This is a genomic window from Lacticaseibacillus salsurae (assembly GCF_045862175.1).
Lineage (GTDB): Bacteria > Bacillota > Bacilli > Lactobacillales > Lactobacillaceae > Lacticaseibacillus > Lacticaseibacillus salsurae.
Genome location: NZ_BAAFZI010000035.1, coordinates 1 through 25709, shown reverse-complemented (window position 1 = coordinate 25709; position 25709 = coordinate 1). Strand labels below are relative to the sequence as shown.

Sequence of the window (25709 nt, the reverse complement as noted above, 5' to 3'; positions counted from 1 at the left end):
GTGGCCGGAATATAATGCAGGATTGGAATTGAGAAATCGTCAAAGCGCAAAAAAAATCGGCGGAAAAGAGGCAAATTCCGCCGGATTATTTTGAATATTGGCCGCCGGAATAGCGTGCCGCGCGACACCCACCAAACTTTAGGAAGTGATTTGATTGAATATTAACGTACCAGAACAGCCAGTCTTCCTGACGATGACTAGAGCTGATCTTATTAACCTGGGATACAGTCCAGCGCAAGCAAGTCGTATCATCAAAATGGCAAAAGAGTTGTTGCTCAAACGTGGCCTTGGATGGTACGGTAAGAAAGGCGTAGACCGTGTTCCAGTGGAAGCAGTAGACGCAGTATTAGGCTTGAAACTAAGCCAACTTGAGGGTGCACCAAGTGGCCTTTCCGCAGTTAAGGAGGAACTATCTTGACTACGAAAGACCCAATTACAAAACAAGCGGATGGCACTTTTAGCTTCCGCGTAAGCTTAGGAACTGACAAACGGACGGGCAAGCGAATTCAAAAGCGTGCCCACGGCTTCAAAACGAAAACGGAGGCGAAAAAAGCACGAGTTGCAATGTTGGCGGCTGGGGTCGCTGATGATGAAGATATCAAGAAGACTAAGTTTGGCGAATTTATGGAGGACGTGTTCAAACCTTGGTACAAAACCCAAGTGAAACCACGCACCTACCGCCAACGGTTAGTTTTGATGAACACCGATTATCTGACTAGGTTCAACGACATTATCATTGACCAAATTCGGCCGATTGATGTGCAACATTGGCAAGTCAGCGTACTCAAAGACTGTAAGCAATCCTATGCGCGTACCATCAACATTATGTTAGGCCAAGTGCTTGAACGTGCTAAGGCGCTTGGTATCATCACTGAAAATCCCGTGCGGGTCGTTGGCCTCATCAAAAAGAAGAAAGCAAAAATCCAGTTCTGGACGCAAGCTGACTTCCAAAAGGTACTCGCCAAGACGAATACCGATACGTATACAGGACGCTTTGATTACACAATGTTGTGGTTCATGTTCATGTCAGGCTTACGAAGCGGTGAAGCGCGGGCGTTAAAGTGGACAGACGTTGATCTCGAAGCTAAAACCGTGAACGTCAATAAGACGATGGACTATCACAACCGCAACTGGTTTGAAACGCCTGCGCCAAAGACTGCCGCTAGTCGCCGCACCGTGGCGCTTGATGACGATACCGTTGCGTGCTTAGGCGCGTGGCAGGACGCACAAGCGGTAATGGTGAATTCCGAGTGGGTATTCTCACTTAATGGAATTCCGTGCTCCGACCAACAATTTATCGCCATTGTGGACACTTACAGCGATGCGGCCAAGGTTCAGCGGATTACCGTGCACGGCCTCCGCCACTCGCATGTGTCGCTGTTGATCAGCCTTGGTGAAAATCCACTCCAGATTAAAGAACGTCTGGGGCATGAGGATATCGAAACGACACTCGGCACTTACGGTCATCTCTACCCAAACAGTAACTTTGAAGTCGCAAAAAAGCTCAACGGGATATTCTCCAAAGAGGTACCCGATGAGCCAAAATAATTTGAAAAGGGTCAAAACTGTGCCACCGTAAAATCGGTGGTGCTTGAAACGTTGATACCACGGGACGGGCGCGAAATGCGCGATTGTTCCCGGGAAATATTCGACGCCTCTAGCATTATTTTCGCATGATCTTGGCGACGGCTTTGCCTTTGGCCAATTCATCGACGACTTTATCCATATAGCGGATGTTTTGGGTCAATGGGTCTTGGATCGTTTCAACGCGAACGCCACAAACGACCCCAGTGATCTTGCTGGCAAAAGGCGTCAGCGTCGCTTGAGCGAAGAAGTCTTGTAAAGGCAGCGTTGTCGTATGCAAAAACTCAACGTCATAGCCCGTTAGCCACGTGAGCACCGCATCCAATTCGGCTTGCGTTCGGCTTTTTTTGGTGACTTTTTGCAAATACAAAGCGTAGATCTGATCAAAGGGATAGGCAAACAAGCGATTCGACATGGCGAACTCCTTTCGTCGCGGTAGGACGTTCAAAGTTGCTTTTATCGTACCTAATCGCGAAGTCTGAGACAAGCTTTTCCCGGAAAAACAAAGCACCGGTACCTAGTTATACTAAGTACCGGTGCGGTGATGATGCATCTTGTCGCTGACTGATCACCATTATTGCCAAGCTGAAAGATTCTTGTTAACGAACTGTTCAAAGGTTTGCGGCTGTTTGTGCATCACTTGCTCAAAGACATGCGTGACTTTCTTGGCGGTACCCATGCGCGTCATGAGATAAAGCATCCCCATCACCGTGCAGTATTCTTTGTCCAAGCCGCGGATCTGGATCCAATATTTCTTGGCCAAAGCAGGGCTAGGATCAGCATAAGTGATTTTTCTGCCAAGGGCTTTGGACATGATGTCAGCCACGCGCCAATAATCGATGGCTTCGGCACCAGTGATCGCATAAGCTTGGTTTTGATGTTGCGCCGGTTCGCTTAACACTTTAGCGGTGAGTTCCCCGATGTCTTCTGCGTCGATAAAGCTGGTCAAGGCCTTTTTCACTGGTACCACGATGCGGTCAAAATGCTTGATCTCATAGGCGTGTATTCCACTGAGATTTTGCATGAAAAAGCTTGGGCGAATGTGGCAATAAGGTAAGCCCGCTTCTTCAATGTATTTTTCAATTTTATGATGCGGTGGGATCGGATTGTGTTCAACGCCGATCAAAGACAAAAAGCTGACTAATTTCACCTTGCCGGTTTGTTTTAAGGCTTCGACGAACGGCTTCAGCGCTTGTGGATCGCCCATATAAGGCGGGCGCATGATAAACACACGATCGACATCAACTAACGCCGTTTCAAAGGTTTTCGGATCGGTGAAATCAAAATACACGACTTTGGCCTGATCGCCGAACATTTCCTTTAATCGCTGCGGATGCGTGCCGGCAACTGTGATTTCTTGTTGATTCTCCAAGGCGTAATGGGCCACATATTTGCCGACGTTGCCAGATGCCCCAGTGACGAGAATTCTACCCATGATTTTTTTCCTCCAGTAAGATCGTATTGGCCGTTTGGATCAATGCGATCAACTCAGTAAATTTGTCCGGACCCATTTGCGTTTGTAAATGCGCCATCGACTCAAAATAATCCACGTATGTTTCATCCACCAACTGAATGGCTTTGGCAGTGGGGATCAGCAAAAAGCTGCGTTTGTCGGTTTTTGAGCGCTGTTTTTCAATGTAACCTTTGGCCAGCAAGGCGCTCACCATGTTAGTGGCCATCGATTTGGTGACTTTAAAAAACTGAGCCACCGCATTAGGCGTTTTTTCGCCTTGGGTCTTGACCAAGTAGATCAACATCCCCATTTCGCTGGAGCGGATCGGCAAGTCGCGCTTGGTGTGGGTATTCAGCCGGCAAAACAACGAAATTTGTTCTGAAGCAGTCATTAAGTGATCCATCGTTGATCTCCCTTCGTATCGGATAGCCTTATTTTAGTACACCTGATGTACTTTATCAAGGAAAGCCTGATCGTCACCGTAAAAAAACGCCGGCTTCTTGATGAAGTCAGCGTTTCAAGGCTACCAACCGATCATGGTGCGATGGATCATCACCGCGATAAAGACGATCGCAAATAAAATCAGTTGTAGCGCTTTCAAAAACCGCCATGGTCGCGATACAGAAATTTTGACCTGCGCCGCTTTTTGCCGTCGCATGAAGTAATAGTTGGCTGCGGCATTGCCGATGATCGCCAGAAATAGGAGATAAAACATCGGCTCTGCCAGCCGCCATGACTTGAAGAAAAACGGGCCGATCCACATCATCATTAAAATGGTATTGGTCAATTGCGGCCCTAACATTCCCCATGTTGCTTCACGCACTAGGGTTTCGTCTTGTTGCATGTGTTTCACTAGATCAGATCCTTCCGTTAAAAGTTCGTCTAGTGAGAGACCATACAAACGACTCAGCCGAATCAGGCTTTGGATATCTGGCATGGTCCGCCCATTTTCCCAATTGGACACGGTTTTAACTGACACGCCGATGGCTTCAGCTAGTTGCGCTTGGGTCCAGCCTACTGCTTTGCGCCTGATTTGTAGAATCTCTGCTGTGCTCATCTCACTGCCTCCATATTCAGGGACTGGGTCATCTATGTACATCCAAGATACTGCAGGTTCGGCAAAAATTCACTGGTAAATCATTGCCGGTCGTCAAAAAAAGCCACCTTGAGCTTCACACTCAAGATGACTTTTCCATTTACCACTGCCGCAACTGCGCCAGTCCAGGTTCAAACCATTCTGGCAAGTCGAATCGCAGTTGCTTTGCTAACTGGCGGCTCACTTGCGCCGTGAGCGCCAGCAGCGCGTGCAAACTGGCTTGAGTTTGCCTGAGATCTGCTTGCGCATAGCTTTGGCTCAAAACTTGCTGTTGCGCCACAGGCAAGGCCGCAGCCAAAAACTTCCACTGCGAGCCGGCATCAAGATCCGGCTGCGCGACTGCCGCTTGCCAGCTCAACAGCCGCAACACGCCTGGGCGCACATTGGCATTCAACTGTTCATTGGCATGGAGCAAATTCTGGCGGTGCAACGCTTTTTCAACATTGCCAGCACACCACAGCACTTCATTGACCACTGCCAACCACTCAGATTCACTTGGCAATTTCACGGCATGGCTTTGCGCGCTGGTTGTTTGAGGCGCCACAGCGACCCCATTTTGCCAAACGATTTGATTTAACGTATCGGCGGCCAAATACGCGTCAAGATCAGCGATCGGCGCAAATTTCCAATCGATCCGTCGCGTGCCAGCGTAGCGCACCAAATACGTATCCCAAATGGCGAACTTGGCCCGAATAGATCACGATTCAACAAGTGTTGCCACATGACCGGTTGACCTAATGCTTGCACCAAAGCCCAAGGATCTGCCAGCGCTTCGCGGACAAACACGGTGACATCAAGATCTGACCAGGCATCTGCGCGCACCTGCGGATCATTTTGCGACCCTTCAGTGCCAATGGCGACAACGCGCGGATCAGTTGCAGCTAGCTGCACGATTTTGCTCAGATCACTCATTTGGGTTTGACCTTTTTTTGATTCAACACTGCCCCATGATCAAAATGCGGCTGTCTAGGACTTTCGATAAATAGCGGCACAGTTTCTTCGATCACTTCTGAAAATTCCAACCCATACCATTGTGCTGGCGTGGTGGTGACATTTTGCATCCATAAACGGCCACCGATCAAGCGCTTTTGCCAACTTGGAATATTGTCAGCGGCCAACAAGCCAGCTGGCTTTTCGCCGATGATGACAAAGCGGAAATCCCCGACACGGCGATTACGCATGGTGGAATAAGTCGGCGTTTGATCACCTAAGATCCTTTGATCAAGCAAGTCATTGATGATCTTGCGAATGTAGACATTAACATGTTGTGAGCAACGGAAGCCCAGATATAACTGGACCGACACCACATTGTCGGTGCCCATCATGTCCACCGTGTAGCGCTTGTCCCAAGGGGTGTCGGTTTCGTTGACGGTCACAAACCAATACACTTGCGCGCGCTTGGGTTGTTTATCCAAAATCGAATACATCGCCGTACGTTTTAAGCGATACCCGGCTTTGACTTTGGTCATAAACACCAAGTTAGTGGTCATTAGCGGGATCGTGTCATCTCGGGACAACGCTTGCAACTGAGACAAATAATCGGTCAACATGACATATTCGGATTCGTCTTGATAACGCTCGCGGAACTTGTTGCCAAAATACCAAACCACCATGATGCCTAAGATCAACAACATAATGAACAAGGTGATATAGCCGCCTTTAAGAAACTTCGTCAGGCTGGCTAATAAGAAGATCGCTTCGATCACTGCGAAGAATCCTGCGACCATTGCCGCTTGCCAACGTGCCCGATGCATGGCTAAGAATTCATACAACAACAGCGTCGTCATCAGCATCGTGACCGTGATGGCCAAGCCATAAGCAGCTTCCATATGTTCAGACGTTCTAAAGTAGAACACCACGCCAACAGTTACCGCACACAAAAACCAGTTGATCAATCCGATATAGATCTGACTGCGGGTGTCATTGGGATGTTTGATCGACATTTTCGGCAAGAATTTCAAGCCAACAGCTTCATTGACCAACGTATATGAACCAGTGATCAACGCTTGGGAGGCGATCACCGCCGCAAAAGTCGCCAACACGATGGCAAACAGCCGCACGCCACTGGGCAACATGCTATAAAATGGATTGATCGTCGGCAAGTTGCGATAAGCGGCATCTTGGGCATGACTCAACAACCAAGCCCCTTGGCCGAAGTAATTCAGCATCAACATCGTATAAACGAATGGCCAGGTGCGAAAAATATTATATTTGCCGACGTGCCCCATATCTGAGTACAAGGCTTCAGCCCCAGTCGTCGCCAGGAAAATACTCCCTAATAAGAAGATCCCGACTTTATTTTCTGGGCTAAACAAGGTTTTGATCGCATATACCGGCGACAGCGCTTTGAGGATTTCCAAGTGCCCGCTCATATGTAACAACCCGGCGATCCCTAAGAAACTGAACCACACCAACATCACTGGGCCAAACAAGCGCCCAATGCTGGCAGTGCCGAACTTTTGGATCATGAATACGGCCAAAATGATCACAATCACAATTGCCATCACGACATTTTGCGAATTTGAGAACACAAAATTACCAAACCGCTGACCTTTAAGGCCTTCAATGGCAGACGTGACCGTCACTGCTGGCGTTAATGTCCCATCCGCCAGCAACGCTGCGCCACCAAGTAATGCTGGCACTGCCAACCATTTACCGCGATGCCGTACCAAGGCATAAAGCGCAAAGATCCCGCCTTCACCTTTGTTATCAGCACGCATGGCAATGCCCACGTATTTGATCGTCGTTAGCAACATCAATGTCCAAAAAATCAAGGAAACTGACCCGATCACATAATCAGGCCGCACCGCGCCAACTCTACCGGCATCGCCGATCACCGCATTCATGACATACAGTGGGCTGGTCCCGATATCGCCATAAACGATCCCCAGCGTGATCAACATCCCCGCTAATGAGACCTTCGATTTTTTCCCCAAAATGGTGCCTCCATGTTCTTTCGATGTACTCACAGTCTAAAGCCTTGTCTGATGAAAGACAATCTTAGTAAAATTTAGTTTACAACATTGCGGAATGATTGTACATTATGGTCATTAATGTTGACCAAAAGGAGCCGCAGTCATGGACAAATCAACGATCATGTCCGAATATCGCCAACTGATCCCAAGCATTTTTCGCGACTTTCAAAACCTCGTTGCCAAGGCACCACTGACGCATTTGCAGCTGCAAGTGATCGATACGTTGGCCGCTAGCAACACGCCATTAGCCGTTAAAACTTTGCGCAGCTATGTCCAGATCTCACGCCAACAACTGAATGCGGTGATCAACACCTTACAAGCAGCTGGCTATTTGACCCGTTTGGCCAATCCTGACGACGGGCGCTCGACGTTGATCGCTTTAACGGCTGCCGGCAATGAATTGAACCAAACGCGTTGGGCAACCGTCGCGAAGCGTACTGATCAGCGCTTAGAACAATTAACTGACGAACAACAATTGGAGCTTTACTATTGCTTGCACAAATTAAACCACTTGTTGGCAACCATGGGCACAGATGAGCAAGCGTAAACGCAAAAGGCCTTTGCTGATTCCTGCACGGTGCAAGGAATCGGCAAAGACCTACGGATATCGGTAAAGGTTACGCGACTGGAAAATTAGTGATGCTTAGTAAAATGAAGGCTTGTCGCCATCAGTCCCTGGTTGATCCACGCCCAGTGAGGCTTTTACCGCTTGGCTTGGGTCATTGATCAGCTTAACCACCAAATCGGCGATACTTTTGCGTGAAACTTCAGTACCTTTGAACGCTTCGCCTTTTTGCGTGGTTTCATAGCTGACCACATTCTTGTTGGACAACCATGCTGGGCGAATGATCGTGTAATCTAGATCAGAAGCCTCGATCACTTTGGCCGCCGCCGCATAAGTTTCCAAATAACCGCCATCAAGCATTTGGTGATTCCACTGCCCGTATTTGCCAGGCACTTCATCATAGATCCCTAAAGTTGAGATCCAAATCAACCGCTTGACGCCGGCGCGATCCATTGCCGCGACCACAGACTTGGCTTGGTTTTCGATTTGGGCATTGCCAAGATTGGCGTACACCACATCGACATGTTGCATCGCGGCATCTAAGTCTGCTTGATGCAACACATCCCCATCGATCAAGATCTCGCGCTTTTCATCTGTGACGGTCAAGCGGTTGGCGTGCCGCAAAAATAACGTCAACTGATGTTTGGTTTCATTAAGCAATTGTTTGGTTGCCAGTTGGGCGATTTGACCATGCGCCCCTAAAATTAAAATATTTGCCATATGCGAACTTCCTTTCACTTACAAAGTATAAGCTTATGGCAAATCAAAACCAACGGACAGTTTCCAATAACTGTCCGTTTGCGTTAACTGATCTCACGCAGGTCCGATCGCCTTGCCCGCAATAAAAAGCCGTTGATGCCATCTTGAAAGTATGCTTGTAAATATTTGGTTTCTTGTGCCACTGATACTGGCGCTTCCGCTACCAGCCACGCTTTGATCCCAGACAACAAGGCGGCACCTAGCAGCTCTTTAACAAACTGGCAGTAGCTGGTGTCGATCACCACTTGTTCAGCTTCCCCCATCGTGGTGAAAATATCGGCCACCATTTGTTGCAAATGCGCTTGGATCACAGTTTCTGGGGCATTTTGCTCATCGATTTGGATCACCCGCTGATAAAACGCGCGGTTGGCGCCAAAGTATGCCACAATGCTTGCAACAGTTTGCGGCCAATATTGATAATGCCCACAGTAATGCGCCGCTTTGGCCACTTCACTGGCATAAATATCGCCGAGCACATCATATTTATCGCGATAATAATCGTAAAAAGTCTGCCGCCGCAACCCAGCTTGGTGCATGATCGCCGTCACATTGATGCTACCAAACGCTTGGGTAACCACTAAATGCTTGGTAGCCGCTTTGATCTTAGTTTTTGTCTCCATGGCTGCACCTCCGCATTTACGATACCACATGTAACCCTAAATAGCGCGTGGCGAGCAAGCTGGCTTGTGTGTCAGTCACTGTCAACCCGCGCATACGCGCCAGTTCTAATTCCAAGGTTTTGAACTCACAGCTGGAGAGATCTAAATTTTTCAAACTAAAACCCATTAATCCCAAGTTATCGATGGCACAATCCGTCAAGGTGAACTTAGCCGTTTGCGCGTGTGAGAATTCACCACCATCCAAGCGACACCGCAAAAAGTCAACGGTTTTCCACGTGCCTTCTGGGGCCCATACCAAAGACATTTGGCAATCAACGAATTGAACATTAGCCGCATACAGTTGGGCCAAATTGGTGCCTACAAATCGGCATTGATCAAACACCACCCGATAAAAAGCCGCTTCGCTTAAATCGACATTGGCAAAATCACAATGAGTGAACACACAATCAGCTGCCTCAAAGCGTTCTGCCTGCATGTGCGTCAAGTCAACATGGGCCAGGCGGGAGTTTTCAATGGTCGGATGATGAATGAAATCTGTGACCATCGTATCATGATCGATCAAAACCCCTTGCATGTACGCATCATCGTTTGGCCATTGCGATAAAGGCGTCGGGGTCAACGGGTCTAAAAGTTGTGGGGATTCCAAAGAATTCGCCTCCAAGTTGTGATAAAGTTAATGGTAAACGTTTTACTATGGAGGTTGCAATGCCGATTCGACAAATTTTTTTAGACATGGATGGCACGCTGTTGAACTCACAAGGCTTGTTGGCCCAAAGCAATGCCGACTTGATCTTACAAGCGCATATTCCAGTCACCTTGGTTTCAGCGCGCGCGCCGATCGAAATGGCGCCAAGCATCAACATGCTACAATTAAGCGGCCCGCAGATCGCTTTTAATGGTGGTTTGATCTTTCGTCCCAATGCCACTTTTGATCCATTGGAAGCTCACCCGATCAAATCTGATGCCGTCGCCACTTTACTCAAGGCACTGGAAACGCATTTTCCTAAGGTGTCGCTGAGTTTTTATGATCGGCACAACTGGTACACCAGCCGCATCGATCGCGGCATCCAATTTGAACAAAGCTTGACTGAACAAGCGCCAAACTTGGTGGTCACCGATTCCAGCGCTGCCGCTAAGCTGGACGTGTTCAAGTTGATGATGATCACCTTTGACCTTGACGAAATGAAGGCGATGAATCAATTCTTACTGGATCTAAAGGTACCTGGCGTTTCGATCCAGCGTTCTGGCGATGAATATTTAGAGATCACTTCAGATCTGGCCAAAAAGTCTCACGGCATTCAATACATTTTTGCCCACAGCGGCTTGGTGCCAGAAGATTGTGCCGCCTTTGGTGATGGTCATAACGACTTGCCGATGTTAAAGCGCGTCGGTACACCGATCGCCATGGCCAATGCGCAGCCTGAAGTACGCGCGCTTGCCACTTATACCACTTCCAGCAATGATGAAGATGGTGTCGGTCGCGGGATCCATAACTTCTTATTAAAGCAGTAACTGCACCGCATGCCAGATCAGCGTGCAGCCATAACCCATCACGATCATGCCTGAAATCAAGTTGACCCACATCAGAAACCGCCGCGGCAGGCGGTTTTTTAATCCGCCGATAACCACAGTGACCCCAAAGAACCAAAGCGCAGTGCTACTTAAGATCCCCAGCAAAAACGGCAGCACCTCACCGCTCGCCAAAGTGCTGCGCATCGCGCCAAAAGACACCGACGTATCAATGATCGCTTGCGGGTTGGCAAATGCTACCGCCCAAGCAGACACGAAAGCTTCTTTTAGCGGCAGGGGTTGGGCCGCCCCTTCAAGTGTCGTAGCGCGCGCCCCTTTGAAGATGCCATAGCCCATCCATACCACGATGGCCCCGCCGATCACTAAAATGATCAACTTCAGCCAAGTATAATGGGTGATCAACGCCCCCATCCCTAAAAAGGCCACCAGCGTCAAAGCGGCATCAGCGATCCACACGAAACTGGCGATCAGTATCGCGCGGCGCAAGCGGTTGGCCATGGCGGAGTTGAACACGAATAGGTTTTGCATGCCGATACTGCTGACTAACGCAATGGAGATCAGCATTCCTCGTAAGTACACTGCTAACATTTAAGACCCTACTTTCTCACTGTGGCTGCTTCAAAACAAAAGGCACCCACCCCACGATCTTCCAGCTTACGCTGTGCCTACGATCGTGTGGTGGATGCCTAAACTGTGTGCCCGACGACACCACAGCCTAATAGCGATTTGATTGATAAATTCATGTTAGAATATCCCGCGATTTTTGTCAATCACGATTTTGATCGGGAGAAAAATTTAGCAGGGACACCTAAAACCGCAAAAAAAATCGAAGCCAGGTGACTTCGATTTTAAATGTTTACTTCTTCAATAATTTCTCTGCCAAAGCCTTCACATCATCATCTGATGCGTCCAGTAAAGGCTTCATTTGTTCTTCAGTTTTAATGGTGTCATGTGCATTGGCTTCCATATAGTGGTTCCACAAAGCGTCGCGGACAGGCGTTTCATCAGAGCTCCAGTCAAATACCGCGTTCATTGGTTCATCCAATACTAGGGTTTTTTCTACAACAGCCATGATCAATTTCCTCCACATATTTATTTGCGCCAACAAATCGGTGCTTTCTTGCTTACAGGTCTATTATAGTCCTTTTTTCGAAGTTCGGCGCAATTAAATTAGCACTTTATCAAGAAGATTGCTAAAACCGTTTGGTCATAGGCATCTAGCGCTAGTCTGGTTTGAATGCTACCGCTAGGCGCAGTGCTATCAACAACGCGATCGTTCGTTGACCCCCTGCACGAAATTCGTGTTATGGTAGGTTTGTAACCGCCTCATACTATAATGAAGGGAAGTCTCATGATGACCGTTTTTACCGCATTTTCTAATGAAGAGATCTTGGCGGATCTCAAAGGCAACGTGCCAGATGGTCGCGTATTCACTGACTTAGACACGTTAAAAAAACACTCCTTTTCCCCTAGGCTAACTGATGACGATTCTGCGCTGGCGCTAGCGTTTATTGACGCGCACAACACTGCCGATGTCCAAGGGGTGCTGAAAACCGCCCGCAAATATCACGTACCAGTCGTCACGCAAAATTTGTTCACCAGTACCGTGATCGGCGCAGACGGCATCGCCGGGAGCTTCATTTTGTCAACGGCGAGCATGAACCAGATCAAAGAGATCAGCAAAGCCGATTCCTTGGCAGTAGTCGAACCTGGCGTCATTAACGGTGACTTGGATCAAGAAGCGCGCAAACAAGGCATGTTTTACGCGCCAGATCCTGGCTCAAAACCCATTTCTGGGATCGGCGGCAATGTCGCGACCAACGCTGGTGGCATGAGCACCGTCAAATATGGTGCCACCAAAGACAATGTGTTAGGACTTAAAGTGGTATTGGCAGATGGCCGTGAATTGAAACTTGGTGGCCGTACCCTTAAACAAGCTTTTGGGTATGATCTGACCCAACTGTTTGTCGGCTCAGAAGGAACCCTTGGCATCATCACTGAGATCACCGTGAAGCTGATGCCGATCCCGCTAGGCACGCCAGTCATGGGGATGGCCTTTTTTGACAATATGACGGCTTTGGCACAAGCAGTCGCTGAGATCCGTATTTCTGGCGTTTACCCGACGATGCTTGAGGCCTTGGATCACCCAACGATTCAAGCCATCGATAAATACGATGACACCCATTACAGCCAAGCATCTGGGGCCATGTTGTTGTTTAAAATCGATAACGGCACCACACAAGCGATGGATGTTCTCAACGCCTTGTTGACCCAACATGGCGCTCAAAATATCACGGTGACTGAAAAGCCAGCCGAACAAGCCGAGTTGGAAAAACTGCGCCGCGACATGTTGCCAGCGATTTTCACTGGACAAAATCACATCATGGAAGATATGGCAATGCCGCTATCGCAACTCGCACCAATGATGGACTACATCAAACAAGTCAGCCAAGATTTAGACTTAAAGATCTACACCGCAGGCCATGCCGGCGATGGTAACGTCCATCCCTCGATCGTTTGGCCCCTTGACGAGCCTGGCGTCCCAGCCAAAGTCAGCCAGGCGCTAGCATTGATGTTCAAAAAGACACTTGAACTAGGCGGCACCATTTCTGGTGAACACGCGGTGGGGATGTTAAAAAATCAATGGAACAACGCTGAACTCGGCGAAGACGTCGACATGCTGCAACACCAGATCAAAGCCTTGCTCGACCCGATGAACCTGTTGAATCCTAAACGCAAGATCAACTAAGCTTCCTTAGGCGCCAAAAAAGACCACGATGTTAAAAGTCGTGGTCTTTTTGAGTTAGTTAGCCGGCTAACAATTCCGGTTTCCCTAATAAATAGCCTTGGATGATATCACATGGATATTCAGCGCGGATCTGATCCAACTCCGCTTGCGTTTCAATGCCTTCAAGCGCCAGCATTTTGCCATGCCGCTTGGCCATTGAAAACCAAAAATCAAGTTGGGGTTTGACCTCCGCTAAACTGTTGAACGGCCGGAAGTTTTGCAAGGCAAACTTATATTCGGCAATTGAACAATTCATCGCTTCAACCATTTGCGGGGTGTTTTGACCGGTGCCGACATCATCGATGCACACCAACACGCCAGCTTCATGAAAGCGTTTGGCCGCATCGATCAACTGCGCTTCGCTGACGCCTGGTGCCAAACGTTCCGTCAACTCCACAAATAAGCGGATATGGCATCTGGCCTCAACGCGTTGAACCATTTGCAAATACTTGGGCTCAATGAATTGATCTTGTTCCAAATTAAACGAGATCAATGCAATATGTTCTGGAACAGCTTCAATAAACTCATCCAATAAGCTTTCGATGGTCACGTCAGTCAATTTTGAGAAATCCTTTGGCAGCACCCATTTACCATCGACATTTTCACGTACGAATAATTCATAACCGACAGGCCAAGGATGGCTGTCGTCAAGATCAAATTTTGGTTGTCCAAAAAAACGAAACATCGGCTTCCCTCCAAAATGCGCCAAAAAACAAAACGACCCGAGCATGTCTCTCTCATGCGCGGGTCGTATGCTCGACATTCATCGAGCTTGAGCAAGTCACTATTGTGTTTGCCAAAAATGGCATATTTAACGAGATATTTTCAGAAAAATTGCACCTTAATCGCCGGAAATTTTCTTGGGTTCATACAAGACATCTGTCAAGCGGTGTTGTTTGCCAAACAAATAACCTTGTAGCAGATTGCCAGGATAAGCCGCTTCCAATAACGCCAATTCCACGCTGGTTTCAACGCCTTCCCAAGCTAACACCTTATGGAATTTCTGGGCCATACTGCACCAAAACTTGAGCTGCGGCGATAATTCATTGACTGAACGCACTGGGCGAAAGTTCTGAAAGGCGAACTTGTACTCACTGATATAATCATTGAGCAACATCACCAAAGCCGGTGAATTCTGCCCCGTGCCGACATCATCGATACAAACCTTCAACCCGCAAGCCGCAAAGCGCTTGGCGGCATTCAACAATTGCCCTGGGGTGACCCCAACGCCTAAGCGCTCAGTCAACTCCGTGTACAGTTCAATGTCAGTGCTGGCTTGGACGCTAGCGATCATTGCCGGAAATGCCGGGTCAATGAATTGGCTTTGTTCCAAGTTGAACGACAAGATCTTGATGTGATCAGGCATTTGTGCGATCGTTTGCCGCAACAAATGATTCAAGGTCATCACGCCGATGGTTTCAAAAGGCGCTGGTAGTGCCCATTGATCGCGTTGCCATTGACGGATAAATAATTCATAACCGATGGGGCGCACTTGAGGCGCTCCCATTGGATATTTTGGTTGGGCAAAAATTGTATACATCCCATCCACCTCCAGTGTGATCACTCCGATTCCCCCATCCCGACATCAGAATAAAAAACGACCCGAGCATGTCTCTCTCATGCGCGGGTCGTATGCTCGAAAGGTGTTTCGAGCTTGAGCAGTTCTTCATTTGTCGATAGGTCTATTATAACCAATGTTTTGGTAATAATCTACAAGAATTTTTTTATATTTCAGGTTTTTGTGGGTCACTTTTTTGACCAAATGCAAGTTTTTTAGCGCTGGGTGCTTAACCTTGGCTACTGGCTAGGTGTTGTTGGCGTTCGCGCCGCAACGCGTACACATTCACCAGTAACGCCGCGATCATTAAGATCAACCCTAACCACATGATATGATGCAAGCCGACAAACATGATGCCACGCATTTTGGGGAGTAACGCTTGCGGTAGCGACTTGTTGCTTTGCGCGTTCGACAAGTTGTTCATCATCGCCATAGTGATCTGGCCATGCGCTTTGGCGACGCCGGCACGCAAAGCATTGTTCATTAAGATCCCGTAAACCGCCGCAGTCATGGTTTGGCTCAACATCCGGATCAAAAAGCTGAAACTGGTTGCCACAGGCACATCTTGAGGCAAGGCGTCGGTTTGGACTTTGACTTGCAGTTCAGAAAAGCACATCCCGTTGCCGTACCCTTGAAACACCCCAGCTAACATGATCGCCCAATAAGGCGCATGCTGATCGACTAATACCATGATCAAAAAGGTCATCATCAACGTCAAGATCCCGACCAACACCACTTGATGCGGGGACAAATGCCGCCGCAGCGAGGCTGTTGACCCAGACCCTAAGAAGTTGGTGAAAGACCCTGGGATCTGCGTACATCCCCCGATCAAAGCCGACACCCCAAGCATGGCTTGTACCCACATTGGCGCATAAACGATAAAGCCCATAAACGCGCCCCAGATCAAGGTAAACAAGGCAAAATCGATCACCAACGCCGGATCTTCAAACAAGCGTCCGGGAATGATCGGATCTTTGGCGCGCCGTTCGACAAAGACCATCGCTGCCAACAAAATAATTGCCACTGCCGCCAAGGTGATCAATACCCAAGTGCTGGTCGCACCGATCATTTCGATTGCCGATAACAAACTGATCAACCCGACCGTCAACAGCGCGGCGCCTTGATAATCCACGGGTACATTGCGCGGCGTGCGTTTTTCTTCTTTGAAAAACAATTGGACCAAAATCGCCGACACTAAGCCGATCGGCACATTCAAATAAAAGACCCAATGCCATGACCACGCATCCACGATCGCCCCACCCACTAACGGGCCAATGATCGTGGCGGTGGAATAACTGGCGGATACCAAGCCTAACACCTGCATGCGTTTGCGCGGATTTTTGTACAGTTGGGCATAAATAATGTAAGGCAACGACACCATGCCGCCGTTGCCGATACCAGCGATCGCGCGGGCAATGATCAACATCCACATGGAAGGTGCCATCCCTTGTAACAAACTGCCTAGCACAAACATCAACGCTGACAGCTGATAGGCGCGCCGATTGCCTAAGCGTTCGCCGAGTTTACTCCATAATGGCGTTGAAACCGCGGTTCCCAGCAAAAAAATCGCCACGATCCAACCCATCAGCTCCAACCCATGTAGATCGGCAATGATCGCCGGCAACGCGGTGTTAACGATGGTGTTGTCCAACCCACTCATGGCGTTGGATAATAATAGCGCAAAAGTCACTAACCAAATATTTTTCTTTGACACGAGCTTCCTCTTTCTGAAAACAAAACGATACTTTCTATGATAGTCCTTTGTCAGAAGTTGTGCCATGATAAATATCGTCATCAAAAGGCTGGTCTTAAGCCTCAGCTGGCGGTATCATAAAAATAATTATCTAGGAGGCGCCTGATGTCTGTTCAATTTGTAAATGCCGTTCATGCCGATCTCCCGGCGATCGTTGAGATCTATAACCAAGCGATCCCAGGGCGTTTAGCCACTGCCGATCTCAAGCCGGTTTCAGTGGCATCTAAAGAAGCTTGGTTTGCTGAATATGACTTGGATCACCGCCCGTTATGGAAAATCTTAGTCGATGGGCAATTGGCTGGTTGGGTCGCGTTGGAATCTTTTTACGGGCGGCCGGCATATGATCATACCGCTGAGATCAGCATTTATTTGGCCAATGCTTTTCATCATCAAGGCTTAGGCCAACAAGCGCTGGATTTTGTCGCCACGCAACTGCCGCGCTTGGATCTCAACACCTTAGTGGCGTTTATTTTCGCGCACAATGCCCCTTCTTTAGGCTTGTTCAAGAAAAATGGCTTCCAGCGCTGGGCGCACTTGCCTGATGTGGCGTTGATGGATGACCAATTACGCAGTTTGGATATTTTAGGCAAACACTATTAATCAAAAACGTCGCTTTGAAGCTTTTCGGCTTCAAAACGACGTTATTTTTTGCCAGGATGCCAAGTTTGCTTCATATAAACATCTCCGGCTTTTAGTTCTGCCAGCATTTGTGCCAAGCGCTTGACCTTGGTGGCTTCGCGCTTGGCTTGGGCGATCCAATTCAAATAATCAGTTTGCTGATACTGCGGGCGAGCGTCAAAAGCCGCTTGCAGGCGTTGGGCTTGTAGCTGTGTGGCAATGGCTGGTGGCATCACCGCTTGTTTGCGCCGAGTCGGTGCGGTGCGCAGCTGCACATGATCTGCGCGCCATTGGGTGATCGCCACGATCAATTCAACTGGTAAAGGCCGGTCATAAGGAAATTGGATCGCCCCTTTTGACGTGTGAAAAGCCGTCAGCTGCGAGGCAAATTCTGCGATCGGCGCGGCAGTGGGATAAAAGCCTAAGAAGTTTTTGGCCGCCCCAAAATACACCAGCACCTGTCCTTGCCAAAATGCCGGCATTTGGTAGCTGATACGCTCTTGGGCGTTTGGCAAAGCTTGTTGCAACGTGTGATACATCAACGTTAAATGCGCTTGCGCTGGTTGTGGTTGGTGGGCAATATAGTTGCTGATCTTGGTCATGGCGATCACTCTTTTCTTTCAATTCGTCCTTTTGGTCGATTTGCTTGCGGCTGGTCCATGATACACTTAGTCTAACAAATTCACCCTTGCCTTGAAAGGATGGTCCAAAATGCCTTTTGAACACCAATTCACATTATGGTTGTTGTATTTTTTCGCTTATGCGTTTATCGGCTGGCTGTGGGAGTCAGGTTACGTCAGCTTCCAAAAACGCAAATGGGTCAACTCCGGCTTTTTAAACGGCCCGATCATTCCGGTTTACGGCTTTTCAATGGTCACGGTACTGGCGATCATTGAACCGTTTGAAAATAATTTGCTGATCTTATATGTCGCCAGCGCGATCGTGATCACGGTGATCGAATATTTCACGTCTTGGGGGATGGAAAAGCTCTTTCACGCCAGATGGTGGGATTATTCGACAGTCCCTTTGAACCTCAACGGACGCGTGGCCTTGCCGATCTCGGCTTTTTGGGGCTTAGGCGTGGTGGTGATCGTCAAATTTGTCCATCCGCTGGTCGCAAAAGGCGTCGATTGGTTTGACGGCCATTACGGCATTTATGCGGCGATCTTCTTTTTGGCCGCCGCCATGTTTGATTTTGGCTTCACCTTGGCCAATGCCTTGGCTTTTGGCGCCGCCACCAAACGTATCGGCGACACCATCGAAGCCAAGAAAGTCGAACTCCATCAAAAGCTCGACGAATCCCGCGACTGGTTGGAAGCTTATCGCAAAGATGCCGAAGCCCGCACCCACTTGCCGCAACTCAATGCGGTACAACGCCGGCTGCTTAAAAGCTTCCCAAATATGAAATTGCGCGACACGCATACGCCAGCACATGATATTGAAGACTTGATGAATCTCTTGCGGAAGAAGCCTTAATGACAAAACGGATCGACGTGAATGCGCTGGTCCGTTTTTTGTTGCTTGCGTGACCCACTTTTCCTCAAAGCTTTTTGGCGTGCAAATACGCTGCCACCTTGTAGCTGGCAGCCAGCTTGAAACACGTTTGGGCGTCTTTTAGGTCCAAGCCAGTCAGCTCATGGATCCGCTGGAGGCGATTGCGCAACGTATTAGGATGGATGAATAACGTGGCTGCAGTCGCCACTTGATTACCCATGGCCGCCAAATATGCAGCGAGGGTTTTTACCAAGTCGCTGTGCAGTTGCGCGTCATATTGCGCAAGGGCTTGGATCGCCGGATCGACAAAAAACGGCAAGATCGAATCGCCATCTTCGACCTGTGTCAACATCAGATCAAACGCCACATCTTCACAAAAAATCACTGCTTCTTGGCGGTCGAGTTGTGCCGCTTTGGCACACACTGCCGCCGCGGCTTTAGTGGCCCCTGGATCTGTGTAAAAATGAGAGACGATCAAGCGACATTGCGCTTGCTCCGCTAATTTCTTGAGCTTGGCGTGAAAATCAGGTGAATGATATGCCGTTAATGCCACTGAAACCAAAGCCAAACAACGTTGATGGGCAATGGTGATCAAAACCTGTGCAAACATCGGCGCGGCCAAATAACTCAAGCGCTCACGCAATGCCCCCAGATCATGATCATGGGTCGGCAGAGCTTGAACGATCACACACGCTGTTGGCAACTCGGCGTGCTGCAAGCGAAACTGGGCTGCCCAATTTGCATCAACTGGCGAATCTAACAGCAAATTTACCAGTTGGTCACGCGCGGATAGCTTTTTTTCGATCACTTGTTGCGCCACGGCAACATGGGCGATCAACTTCCCCAACTGCGGGAATATCGCCAAATGTTTGGGCATTAAAGGCGTCGCCGTGATCGCCATGGCTAAATAGCCTAGCGCGTTGTTGTGATAACTCAATGGTGTCAACAACAACGGCGTCGGCGATTGCTCAGGAGTGGTCACATATAAGTGTTGATAAAACTGATCTGGGTCGATTGCTGGCACATGCGCTGCCAAAAACCGGCTGACCGCACTTTCTGGCGCCAAACAATCATTAGTCACCCGCACAAATTTCTGGCCATCCAGTTGCAACACCCCTAACGGATCGCCTAGCATGCCAGCCGCTTGCGCTAAGGTCACTTGAAAATCCGCTGTATTGGCGGCGATCGCCAAATCCAATATGGCGTTATCTTGAACTGCGCTTGGCAATATGGCGCCACAAGCCGTCAACACTTTCAGCGGCAAAGTGGTATCCCCTTTGGCCATTGGCAAGGTTGCCACAACTTGATTTTGTGCATAAATTTGCAACTTCGTGTCATCGCACCATAGTTGTAGGGTATTTGCCACAGTCGGCCCTGGCTTGAATTGAACTTGTGTGATCATCAAATTAGGTACTTGAGGACTACGGACAATGGCAAACTGAGTTGATAGCTGTCTCAATAACGCATCCAGTAACATAGCTGCCTCCTGTGAAAAACTCACAGTGAACGACTCGTGAAGTTGTGAGCTTCTTCCCTTTCACGATAACACATGTAAGCGCTACGATATAGGTGTATTCGGAAATAAGAATGTTTTCGCCATACCATGCTACTTAGAAAGGGAGTTTACCATGAAGGATTTTAAAGATAAAGTCATGTTTCTCACTGGGGCAGCCCATGGTTTTGGCCGTGTGATCGCCATTGAAGCGGCAAAACGCGGGATGAAGTTGGCTTTGTTTGACATCGACGCTCCGGCTTTAAAGGAAACCGTCAAGTTATTAGGCGACGCTGAGATTTTCAGTCAACAAACCGATGTCACCAAAGAAGCCCAAGTCAACGCAGCCATTGATGCGACGATGACGCATTTTGGTCAAATCGATGTCTTAGTCAATGACGCCGGGATCGCGTTACCTGGGCGCATGTGGGAGTTGCCAGTACGCGATTGGGAGTGGATCTTGCATGTCAACACCATGAGCCAAGTCTATACCATGCGCAAGATCATTCCGATCATGCTCAAGCAAAAGACCCATGGTGCGATCCTCAATGTGGCGTCCATTGCCGGATTGTTAGATACCCCAGGGATGCCGGCTTATCATGCTTCTAAGTTTGCTTCCGTTGGGCTAACTGAAGCCACTGCATATGACTTGCAACGCATCGGTGCTGACATTCAAATGCATGTGATGTGCCCAGGTTTTGTTCAAACAGATCTTTATCACACGGAACAACACCGTCCAGCTGATTACACCGATGCCAGTGATCCTTATTATCAATCAGAAGCTTATTTGAAAGGTCAGCAATTTGCCAAATATGTGATCACCAATGGTACCCCGATTGACACCATCGCTGACACCGTATTTAAAGCATTGGAAAATGACACGTTTTACATTCTCACGCACCCAGAATACAACCCCTTGATCACCGATCGCGTTAACCGCATCGTGAACAACGGCAAGCCTGATGTGCATGTGATGGATGGGATCATGTAAGGAGATTTGAATATGGCTAGTTATAAAGTAACCGAAGATAATGTCAAAAATTTCTTGAATTTACCGTCAATGAATGATCAAGCTGGGATCAGCTTTGCGTATGCCACTGATCCTGAAAAACTTGCCAGCTTGATCCCGGCACCTTTGAAACTCGTTGCCCCGATCGTGGTCGGTTATGTGGTGCACATGGGCAAGCCAAGCTTTGGTGCGCCTTATTTGGAACAAACTTTATACGCTATGGTTTCTTATGATGGCAAGTTGACTGGCGCTTATCCGTTTGAATTGTTATTGCATGGTCCAGGCGCAGAAGCTGGGTTAGTCGCCGGCCGCGAAGGGGCTTGCATCCCCAAGAAACTGGCTGATAAGATCTCGCTTCGGCGCACTGGTCAACACGCTGAAGCTAGCGTGGTCCGTCATGGCAAAGAATTATTACATGTTGAATTTGATCAAGGCGAGATCAACGAACCTTCATTTATGCAACAGTTTGCCGCGATGTTGCCTTTGAATCAAGAAGTTCAAACTAATAGCTTCTTCTTTAACTACAATTTGCATCAAGATGAAGCCGGCGCCAACCATTTTGAAAATGTTGAACTGGTCGACACGCAAATGAAGTCTTATACTGATCAATTGGAGGCAGGCAAGCTCACGATTTCACTAAATTCGACTGAAGACGATCCGCTTGGTGAATTACCAGTGTTGAAGCCGCTTGGGGCTGCTTGGTATCACTTCAAGACTTCCACAATGTTTAACACCTTGCATTTGACCCCAGTCGACGCAGCCGCCACTGCCCCGTATCTGATCACCGGCCGTTATGACCGAGGGATCTTTGATCCACGTGTTACCAGCTATCAAATTTAGGAGGATGCCTTATGGCTATTGTGAATAATGATTTTTCTGATGTAATGTTCAACCGTCATTCTGTGCGGGAATTTGATCCAGACGTCAAAATCGCCCGCGATGAATTGCAAGCCATGATCAAAGACGCGACCACTGCGCCATCTGCTTGCAACTTGCAATCTTGGCACTTTGTGGTGATCGACACACCTGAAGGCAAAGCCGATTTGAAAAAAGCCGCCATGAAGTTCAACTACCCGCAAATCGATTCTGCTTCTGCTATCATCTTTATTGCTGGTGACACCCAAAGTCATGAAGTTTACCGCGACGTTTGGCAAAAAGTCTATGACGCCGGCAAGATCTCAAAAGAAAAGCTCGACAGCATTTTGAACACGTTCCTACCATTGTATGAACATGCCGATCAGAACTTCTTGATGCTGGATGCCACCCTTGATGGTGCCATGGTCGGCATGCAGCTGTTATTGACTGCCCGCGCGCATGGTTATGAAGCCAACGCTTTTTCTGGGTATGATTTCAAAACCATCATTCCATCTGTGGGCTTGGATCCAAAACGTTATGTACCGGTCATGGGTGTGGCCATCGGCAAGCCAGCCAAAGGTGCCGACATTTTGCACACCACCCGCTATGATGCCGAAAACTTAACTGAATTCCGTTAAAACGCAAAAAAGAATTGCCGAAGACATCATTGAAAGTCAAAAATGAATCCGACAATTACTGAGACGTACGAGCGATAAAGCAACGCATTTGCGTAAAAGAGTCCTGCCAAGCAAATCCTAAATTCGGGATTTACTCGTCAGGACTCTTCTATTTTATGCTAAAACTGCTGATCGCTCAGCCACATTCTTTTTGATTTTACAAGGTATTGGCGACTAAATTATCGTCGTCATTTAAGACCTTATGATCAAGGCTGTTCGTCGCTTTGGCGGCGATCAACCCGGCTAAGATCGAATCATTGACGTTGATTGCCGTGCGCGCCATGTCCACGATCGGATCAATGGCAATGATCACTGCCATGATCGCTACTGGCAAGTTCAAGGTGCCTAAAACCATCAACGTGGAGAAAGTCGCGCCACCACCGACGCCGGCAGAACCAAATGACGCTAAGGTGACGACTGCCACTAAGGTCAAAATAAATTGTGGGGTGAACACGTTGATCCCCACCGTTGGCGCAATGATCGTGGCGATCATTGCCGGATAAACCCCAGCGCACCCGTTTTGGCCAATGGTCAAGCCAAAACTACCAGCAAAATTGGCGATAGCTGAATTGATTCCTAATGATTCTGTTTGGATCTTTAAGTTCAGCGGCAGCGTCCCCGCACTGGTGCGCGAAGTGAAGGCAAAGATCAAAGCCGGCCAAACTTTCTTGTAGTAGCGGACCGGGTTGATGTGATTGGCCAATAAAATCAACGTATGCACGATCAACACTGCCAGCAAGGCCACATAAGCGGCGACAATGAAGATGCCAAGTTGGGCGATAGAGGCGATGGAATCAGTGGCTGCGGCTTTGGTGATCAAGGCGAAAATCCCATAAGGCGTCAAGGCTAATACTAATTTGATGATGCCATGGACCAAGCGATCCAACACATTGATGCCTTTGGCCACTTGAGCGGCGATTTCAGGTTCCGTTTTACGCAAACCCAGATATGCGATCCCAGTCACCGCTGAGAAGATCACCACCGCAATAGTTGACGTGGCCCGCGTCCCGGCAAGATCAGCAAAAATATTCGTCGGGAAGAAGCTGATGATCTGTTGCGGCAAGGTGACCCCTTTTAAAGCGGATTGGTGTTCTTTGATCGCTGCTAAGTTCGCCGCGTCGGCACTGGTGCCAGCAACAAAATGTGCGCCTTGCAAGTGGAAGGCAAACACAGACAAGATCCCGATCAATGCGGCAATGGCGGTCGTGATCAATAACGTCGCCAACACCGTCACGCCGATTTTGCGCAAGTTGGCGACGTCGGTCAAACGCGTGAACGCCCCGATCAATGAAACGGCCACTAACGGCGTGATCAAAGTTTGCAGCAAGGCGACATAACCGGAGCCGACAATGCTCAACCAATTGATCGTTTGTGTGGTGATGTTAGAGGTGGTGCCCCAGATCAACTGGATCCCAAGGCCAAAAATCACCCCGACGACTAACGAACCGAAAACCAATTTGGTGAAACTCGTGCCTTTACGATGCAGGTAAACGATTACCCCTAAAATAATGGCAGCGACAACTAAAATTGCGATAATGGTTAAATTTTGAGTCATAGATAATTTCCTTTCACTGGCGAATGACGATCACAACATTCGCCAAACACATTCGCTTGTTGGCCATAATCAGGCTCCTTTCTGGTGTCGTGAAACCGCGGTGAACAAAAAATGCGTCCCCCACTTCGCTATGAAGTGAGGGACGCATTTGCGTGTTACCACCCTAATTCGCGCAAAAACTGCTTGCGCCTCAACAGTACGCCGAAGCATACCCGGCAATGTAACGCTTGCCAACGGTTTGCAAGCGTGAACTTGCAAACGGCTCTGAGCTCATCTTCACGCATTTGATCGTTAGGCCTTTCACCAAATGGCCATTCTCTTTAAACGATCGCTTGCGCTACTCTTCTCATCGACACCGAATCATTTGAATGTGGTCATTATGTGTGATTAAGGAGAAAGTGTCAAGCTAAATTTCATAAAAAGTTAATCTTTTTTCGCTGGCACCCCGCCTTTACCCGAGCATTTCCATAGATGGCGCGAAAACTTGCGTCAATTTCAGGTTTGTAAACTAAATCGGCAATTATCTAATTGTTTACGTGTTATTTTTTCATTGTGCCGCTCACAGCATGCTCTCATGTTTTGAGCTTGAAAAAATTTATCGCGTTATTTATTCTCTAATTTATTGACAACTTTCAGTTCGACGACTAGTGTAGACAACAATCAATTGATCGTTCACGACGACGGGATAAGTAATCGTGCAATGTTGCTCAGAGAGCCGCCATTTGGTGCAAGGCGGACAACCACCACGACGAACATGGTCCTTAAGTGATTCAACAGTGAGCTGATGCAAGCTGTTGACGGCCAGACAGCCGTTACCCTGTCACGGTATCGCAATTTTGCTGTACCGATCGAGGTAAATTGTGTGAGCAATTTACGACTCCAAGGTGGTAACGCGCAATGTCGCCCTTGGCCTAGCAATAGGTCAAGGGCGTTTTTTATTGCCGTCGTCGCGATCAACGAAAGGAAGTTATTATGACAGAAACAACAGCACTATCGGCTGATGCGCAACCTGAAATTGCGCCGATCCGCGCCTTTTTTGCCCCGGCGGCAATTTTTCTCACCTTGATCGGGCAGCTGATCCTCCCAAAAGCCGCTGCCATCACGGCCAAATCATTGCCTTGGTACACCGATGTCTTACTGATCGCCTTAGCGGTCACTGTGGGCTTGGCTTTATATCATTTATTCACTGCCAAAGCCCAAGTGACCTTTACCCCTAAAGTTGGAACACAACTTTGGGGGTATTTGTATGACTAAGATTTCAGTAGAAACTTATATCGAAGCCGTAGAGTGTTATCTTACCAGCAACGAGTCAAAGAGACGGGTTGGTG

General features: G+C 48.4%; 29 protein-coding genes. 11 read left to right on the top strand and 18 right to left on the bottom strand.

Translation table 11 applies throughout. The features are described from left to right. The first annotated feature begins 154 nt into the window (after positions 1–154). Together ACKTSG_RS10045 and ACKTSG_RS10040 are read left to right on the top strand one after the other, a co-directional pair. Positions 155–418, top strand: a complete 264-nt coding sequence (locus tag ACKTSG_RS10045) for a DUF3173 family protein (RefSeq protein ID WP_407894378.1) — start codon at positions 155–157, stop codon at positions 416–418. Further along, a complete protein-coding gene (locus ACKTSG_RS10040) occupies positions 415–1548 on the top strand; it encodes a site-specific integrase (RefSeq protein ID WP_407894377.1) in 1134 nt (377 codons plus the stop codon). The genes ACKTSG_RS10045 and ACKTSG_RS10040 overlap by 4 nt, the downstream gene beginning before the upstream one ends. Before the next feature lie 115 nt (positions 1549–1663). On the opposite strand, the gene ACKTSG_RS10035 is transcribed toward ACKTSG_RS10040, so the two are convergent. From ACKTSG_RS10035 to ACKTSG_RS10005, 7 genes are all read right to left on the bottom strand, one after another. Then, positions 1664–1999 (bottom strand): DUF2200 family protein, encoded by a 336-nt coding sequence (locus tag ACKTSG_RS10035; protein ID WP_407894375.1) that lies wholly within the window; start codon positions 1997–1999, stop codon positions 1664–1666. A gap of 159 nt (positions 2000–2158) precedes the next feature. Beyond that, positions 2159–3019 (bottom strand): NmrA family NAD(P)-binding protein, encoded by an 861-nt coding sequence (locus ACKTSG_RS10030; RefSeq protein WP_407894373.1) that lies wholly within the window; start codon positions 3017–3019, stop codon positions 2159–2161. Further along, on the bottom strand, positions 3012–3440 hold the full coding sequence (locus ACKTSG_RS10025) for a MarR family winged helix-turn-helix transcriptional regulator (protein ID WP_407894371.1): 429 nt from the start codon (positions 3438–3440) through the stop codon (positions 3012–3014). Before ACKTSG_RS10025 ends, ACKTSG_RS10030 begins: the two co-directional genes overlap by 8 nt. A gap of 120 nt (positions 3441–3560) precedes the next feature. Next, on the bottom strand, positions 3561–4094 hold the full coding sequence (locus ACKTSG_RS10020; protein ID WP_407894369.1) for a helix-turn-helix domain-containing protein: 534 nt from the start codon (positions 4092–4094) through the stop codon (positions 3561–3563). A gap of 139 nt (positions 4095–4233) precedes the next feature. Then, the gene (locus tag ACKTSG_RS10015; protein WP_407894367.1) at positions 4234–4791 is read right to left on the bottom strand and encodes an aminoglycoside 6-adenylyltransferase; all 558 of its coding nucleotides are present in this window, start codon (positions 4789–4791) and stop codon (positions 4234–4236) included. Then, a complete protein-coding gene (locus ACKTSG_RS10010) occupies positions 4707–5045 on the bottom strand; it encodes an aminoglycoside 6-adenylyltransferase (RefSeq protein ID WP_407894365.1) in 339 nt (112 codons plus the stop codon). Before ACKTSG_RS10010 ends, ACKTSG_RS10015 begins: the two co-directional genes overlap by 85 nt. Then, a complete protein-coding gene (locus tag ACKTSG_RS10005; RefSeq protein WP_407894382.1) occupies positions 5042–7036 on the bottom strand; it encodes a KUP/HAK/KT family potassium transporter in 1995 nt (664 codons plus the stop codon). The genes ACKTSG_RS10010 and ACKTSG_RS10005 overlap by 4 nt, the downstream gene beginning before the upstream one ends. 175 nt (positions 7037–7211) lie before the next feature. Here ACKTSG_RS10005 and ACKTSG_RS10000 point away from each other — a divergent pair, with 175 nt between their 5' ends. Continuing rightward, complete coding sequence (locus tag ACKTSG_RS10000) at positions 7212–7655, top strand: MarR family winged helix-turn-helix transcriptional regulator (protein WP_407894363.1); 444 nt, start codon at positions 7212–7214, stop codon at positions 7653–7655. A gap of 96 nt (positions 7656–7751) precedes the next feature. Here ACKTSG_RS10000 and ACKTSG_RS09995 read toward each other — a convergent pair whose 3' ends face one another. From ACKTSG_RS09995 to ACKTSG_RS09985, 3 genes are all read right to left on the bottom strand, one after another. Further along, entirely contained in the window at positions 7752–8393 is a 642-nt protein-coding gene (locus tag ACKTSG_RS09995) for an SDR family oxidoreductase (protein WP_407894361.1), read from the bottom strand. Positions 8394–8476: 83 nt separating this feature from the next. Beyond that, positions 8477–9052 (bottom strand): TetR/AcrR family transcriptional regulator C-terminal domain-containing protein, encoded by a 576-nt coding sequence (locus ACKTSG_RS09990; protein ID WP_407894359.1) that lies wholly within the window; start codon positions 9050–9052, stop codon positions 8477–8479. Between the two features lie 16 nt (positions 9053–9068). Next, on the bottom strand, positions 9069–9698 hold the full coding sequence (locus tag ACKTSG_RS09985; protein WP_407894357.1) for a pentapeptide repeat-containing protein: 630 nt from the start codon (positions 9696–9698) through the stop codon (positions 9069–9071). Between the two features lie 59 nt (positions 9699–9757). Here ACKTSG_RS09985 and ACKTSG_RS09980 point away from each other — a divergent pair, with 59 nt between their 5' ends. After that, a complete protein-coding gene (locus ACKTSG_RS09980) occupies positions 9758–10564 on the top strand; it encodes an HAD family hydrolase (protein ID WP_407894355.1) in 807 nt (268 codons plus the stop codon). Here ACKTSG_RS09980 and ACKTSG_RS09975 read toward each other — a convergent pair. Next, positions 10553–11170, bottom strand: coding sequence for a LysE/ArgO family amino acid transporter (locus tag ACKTSG_RS09975; protein ID WP_407894353.1), 618 nt, complete (start codon positions 11168–11170; stop codon positions 10553–10555). The genes ACKTSG_RS09980 and ACKTSG_RS09975 overlap by 12 nt on opposite strands. A 268-nt stretch (positions 11171–11438) precedes the next feature. After that, positions 11439–11654, bottom strand: a complete 216-nt coding sequence (locus ACKTSG_RS09970) for a P8 family protein (protein WP_407894351.1) — start codon at positions 11652–11654, stop codon at positions 11439–11441. A gap of 282 nt (positions 11655–11936) precedes the next feature. On the opposite strand from ACKTSG_RS09970, the gene ACKTSG_RS09965 reads away from it, so the two are divergent. After that, a complete protein-coding gene (locus tag ACKTSG_RS09965) occupies positions 11937–13331 on the top strand; it encodes an FAD-binding oxidoreductase (RefSeq protein ID WP_407894380.1) in 1395 nt (464 codons plus the stop codon). Between the two features lie 58 nt (positions 13332–13389). Here ACKTSG_RS09965 and ACKTSG_RS09960 read toward each other — a convergent pair whose 3' ends face one another. The 3 genes from ACKTSG_RS09960 to ACKTSG_RS09950 form a co-directional block, all read right to left on the bottom strand. After that, a complete protein-coding gene (locus tag ACKTSG_RS09960) occupies positions 13390–14055 on the bottom strand; it encodes an EAL domain-containing protein (protein ID WP_407894349.1) in 666 nt (221 codons plus the stop codon). A gap of 156 nt (positions 14056–14211) precedes the next feature. Beyond that, a complete protein-coding gene (locus ACKTSG_RS09955) occupies positions 14212–14910 on the bottom strand; it encodes an EAL domain-containing protein (protein ID WP_407894347.1) in 699 nt (232 codons plus the stop codon). 247 nt (positions 14911–15157) lie between these two features. Continuing rightward, complete coding sequence (locus ACKTSG_RS09950; protein WP_407894345.1) at positions 15158–16642, bottom strand: MFS transporter; 1485 nt, start codon at positions 16640–16642, stop codon at positions 15158–15160. 144 nt (positions 16643–16786) lie between these two features. On the opposite strand from ACKTSG_RS09950, the gene ACKTSG_RS09945 reads away from it, so the two are divergent. After that, positions 16787–17281 (top strand): GNAT family N-acetyltransferase, encoded by a 495-nt coding sequence (locus ACKTSG_RS09945; RefSeq protein WP_407894343.1) that lies wholly within the window; start codon positions 16787–16789, stop codon positions 17279–17281. 41 nt (positions 17282–17322) lie between these two features. On the opposite strand, the gene ACKTSG_RS09940 is transcribed toward ACKTSG_RS09945, so the two are convergent. Continuing rightward, positions 17323–17901, bottom strand: coding sequence for a YdeI/OmpD-associated family protein (locus tag ACKTSG_RS09940; RefSeq protein ID WP_407894341.1), 579 nt, complete (start codon positions 17899–17901; stop codon positions 17323–17325). 109 nt (positions 17902–18010) lie between these two features. Between ACKTSG_RS09940 and ACKTSG_RS09935 the strand changes: the two genes are divergently transcribed. After that, complete coding sequence (locus tag ACKTSG_RS09935; protein WP_407894339.1) at positions 18011–18775, top strand: putative ABC transporter permease; 765 nt, start codon at positions 18011–18013, stop codon at positions 18773–18775. Between the two features lie 64 nt (positions 18776–18839). On the opposite strand, the gene ACKTSG_RS09930 is transcribed toward ACKTSG_RS09935, so the two are convergent. Beyond that, positions 18840–20270 (bottom strand): PucR family transcriptional regulator, encoded by a 1431-nt coding sequence (locus tag ACKTSG_RS09930; protein ID WP_407894337.1) that lies wholly within the window; start codon positions 20268–20270, stop codon positions 18840–18842. A 151-nt stretch (positions 20271–20421) separates the two neighbouring features. Between ACKTSG_RS09930 and ACKTSG_RS09925 the strand changes: the two genes are divergently transcribed. The 3 genes from ACKTSG_RS09925 to ACKTSG_RS09915 are packed head-to-tail and all read left to right on the top strand — an operon-like array spanning position 20422 to position 22787. Continuing rightward, the gene (locus ACKTSG_RS09925) at positions 20422–21276 is read left to right on the top strand and encodes an SDR family NAD(P)-dependent oxidoreductase (RefSeq protein WP_407894335.1); all 855 of its coding nucleotides are present in this window, start codon (positions 20422–20424) and stop codon (positions 21274–21276) included. A gap of 12 nt (positions 21277–21288) precedes the next feature. After that, a complete protein-coding gene (locus ACKTSG_RS09920; protein ID WP_407894333.1) occupies positions 21289–22134 on the top strand; it encodes an acetoacetate decarboxylase family protein in 846 nt (281 codons plus the stop codon). An 11-nt stretch (positions 22135–22145) separates the two neighbouring features. Then, entirely contained in the window at positions 22146–22787 is a 642-nt protein-coding gene (locus ACKTSG_RS09915; protein WP_407894331.1) for a nitroreductase family protein, read from the top strand. A gap of 196 nt (positions 22788–22983) precedes the next feature. Here the strand turns inward: ACKTSG_RS09915 and ACKTSG_RS09910 are convergent, their stop codons facing one another. After that, positions 22984–24381 (bottom strand): L-cystine transporter, encoded by a 1398-nt coding sequence (locus ACKTSG_RS09910; protein ID WP_407894329.1) that lies wholly within the window; start codon positions 24379–24381, stop codon positions 22984–22986. Between the two features lie 972 nt (positions 24382–25353). Between ACKTSG_RS09910 and ACKTSG_RS09905 the strand changes: the two genes are divergently transcribed. After that, entirely contained in the window at positions 25354–25635 is a 282-nt protein-coding gene (locus tag ACKTSG_RS09905; protein WP_407894327.1) for a hypothetical protein, read from the top strand. Positions 25636–25709: the final 74 nt, after the last annotated feature.

Bases quoted from the DNA above. Each gene is read 5' to 3' on its own strand.
- ACKTSG_RS09995 (WP_407894361.1), bottom strand. From the start codon at position 8,393: ATGGCAAATATTTTAATTTTAGGGGCGCATGGTCAAATCGCCCAACTG.
- ACKTSG_RS10005 (WP_407894382.1), bottom strand. From the start codon at position 7,036: ATGTTGATCACGCTGGGGATCGTTTATGGCGATATCGGGACCAGCCCA.
- ACKTSG_RS09990 (WP_407894359.1), bottom strand. From the start codon at position 9,052: ATGGAGACAAAAACTAAGATCAAAGCGGCTACCAAGCATTTAGTGGTT.
- ACKTSG_RS10030 (WP_407894373.1), bottom strand. From the start codon at position 3,019: ATGGGTAGAATTCTCGTCACTGGGGCATCTGGCAACGTCGGCAAATAT.
- ACKTSG_RS09915 (WP_407894331.1), top strand. From the start codon at position 22,146: ATGGCTATTGTGAATAATGATTTTTCTGATGTAATGTTCAACCGTCAT.
- ACKTSG_RS09980 (WP_407894355.1), top strand. From the start codon at position 9,758: ATGCCGATTCGACAAATTTTTTTAGACATGGATGGCACGCTGTTGAAC.
- ACKTSG_RS09955 (WP_407894347.1), bottom strand. From the start codon at position 14,910: ATGTATACAATTTTTGCCCAACCAAAATATCCAATGGGAGCGCCTCAA.
- ACKTSG_RS10000 (WP_407894363.1), top strand. From the start codon at position 7,212: ATGGACAAATCAACGATCATGTCCGAATATCGCCAACTGATCCCAAGC.
- ACKTSG_RS09920 (WP_407894333.1), top strand. From the start codon at position 21,289: ATGGCTAGTTATAAAGTAACCGAAGATAATGTCAAAAATTTCTTGAAT.
- ACKTSG_RS10020 (WP_407894369.1), bottom strand. From the start codon at position 4,094: ATGAGCACAGCAGAGATTCTACAAATCAGGCGCAAAGCAGTAGGCTGG.
- ACKTSG_RS10025 (WP_407894371.1), bottom strand. From the start codon at position 3,440: ATGGATCACTTAATGACTGCTTCAGAACAAATTTCGTTGTTTTGCCGG.
- ACKTSG_RS09940 (WP_407894341.1), bottom strand. From the start codon at position 17,901: ATGACCAAGATCAGCAACTATATTGCCCACCAACCACAACCAGCGCAA.
- ACKTSG_RS09935 (WP_407894339.1), top strand. From the start codon at position 18,011: ATGCCTTTTGAACACCAATTCACATTATGGTTGTTGTATTTTTTCGCT.
- ACKTSG_RS09965 (WP_407894380.1), top strand. From the start codon at position 11,937: ATGACCGTTTTTACCGCATTTTCTAATGAAGAGATCTTGGCGGATCTC.
- ACKTSG_RS09975 (WP_407894353.1), bottom strand. From the start codon at position 11,170: ATGTTAGCAGTGTACTTACGAGGAATGCTGATCTCCATTGCGTTAGTC.
- ACKTSG_RS09930 (WP_407894337.1), bottom strand. From the start codon at position 20,270: ATGTTACTGGATGCGTTATTGAGACAGCTATCAACTCAGTTTGCCATT.
- ACKTSG_RS09925 (WP_407894335.1), top strand. From the start codon at position 20,422: ATGAAGGATTTTAAAGATAAAGTCATGTTTCTCACTGGGGCAGCCCAT.
- ACKTSG_RS10035 (WP_407894375.1), bottom strand. From the start codon at position 1,999: ATGTCGAATCGCTTGTTTGCCTATCCCTTTGATCAGATCTACGCTTTG.
- ACKTSG_RS09970 (WP_407894351.1), bottom strand. From the start codon at position 11,654: ATGGCTGTTGTAGAAAAAACCCTAGTATTGGATGAACCAATGAACGCG.
- ACKTSG_RS09960 (WP_407894349.1), bottom strand. From the start codon at position 14,055: ATGTTTCGTTTTTTTGGACAACCAAAATTTGATCTTGACGACAGCCAT.
- ACKTSG_RS09910 (WP_407894329.1), bottom strand. From the start codon at position 24,381: ATGACTCAAAATTTAACCATTATCGCAATTTTAGTTGTCGCTGCCATT.
- ACKTSG_RS09905 (WP_407894327.1), top strand. From the start codon at position 25,354: ATGACAGAAACAACAGCACTATCGGCTGATGCGCAACCTGAAATTGCG.
- ACKTSG_RS09945 (WP_407894343.1), top strand. From the start codon at position 16,787: ATGTCTGTTCAATTTGTAAATGCCGTTCATGCCGATCTCCCGGCGATC.
- ACKTSG_RS10010 (WP_407894365.1), bottom strand. From the start codon at position 5,045: ATGAGTGATCTGAGCAAAATCGTGCAGCTAGCTGCAACTGATCCGCGC.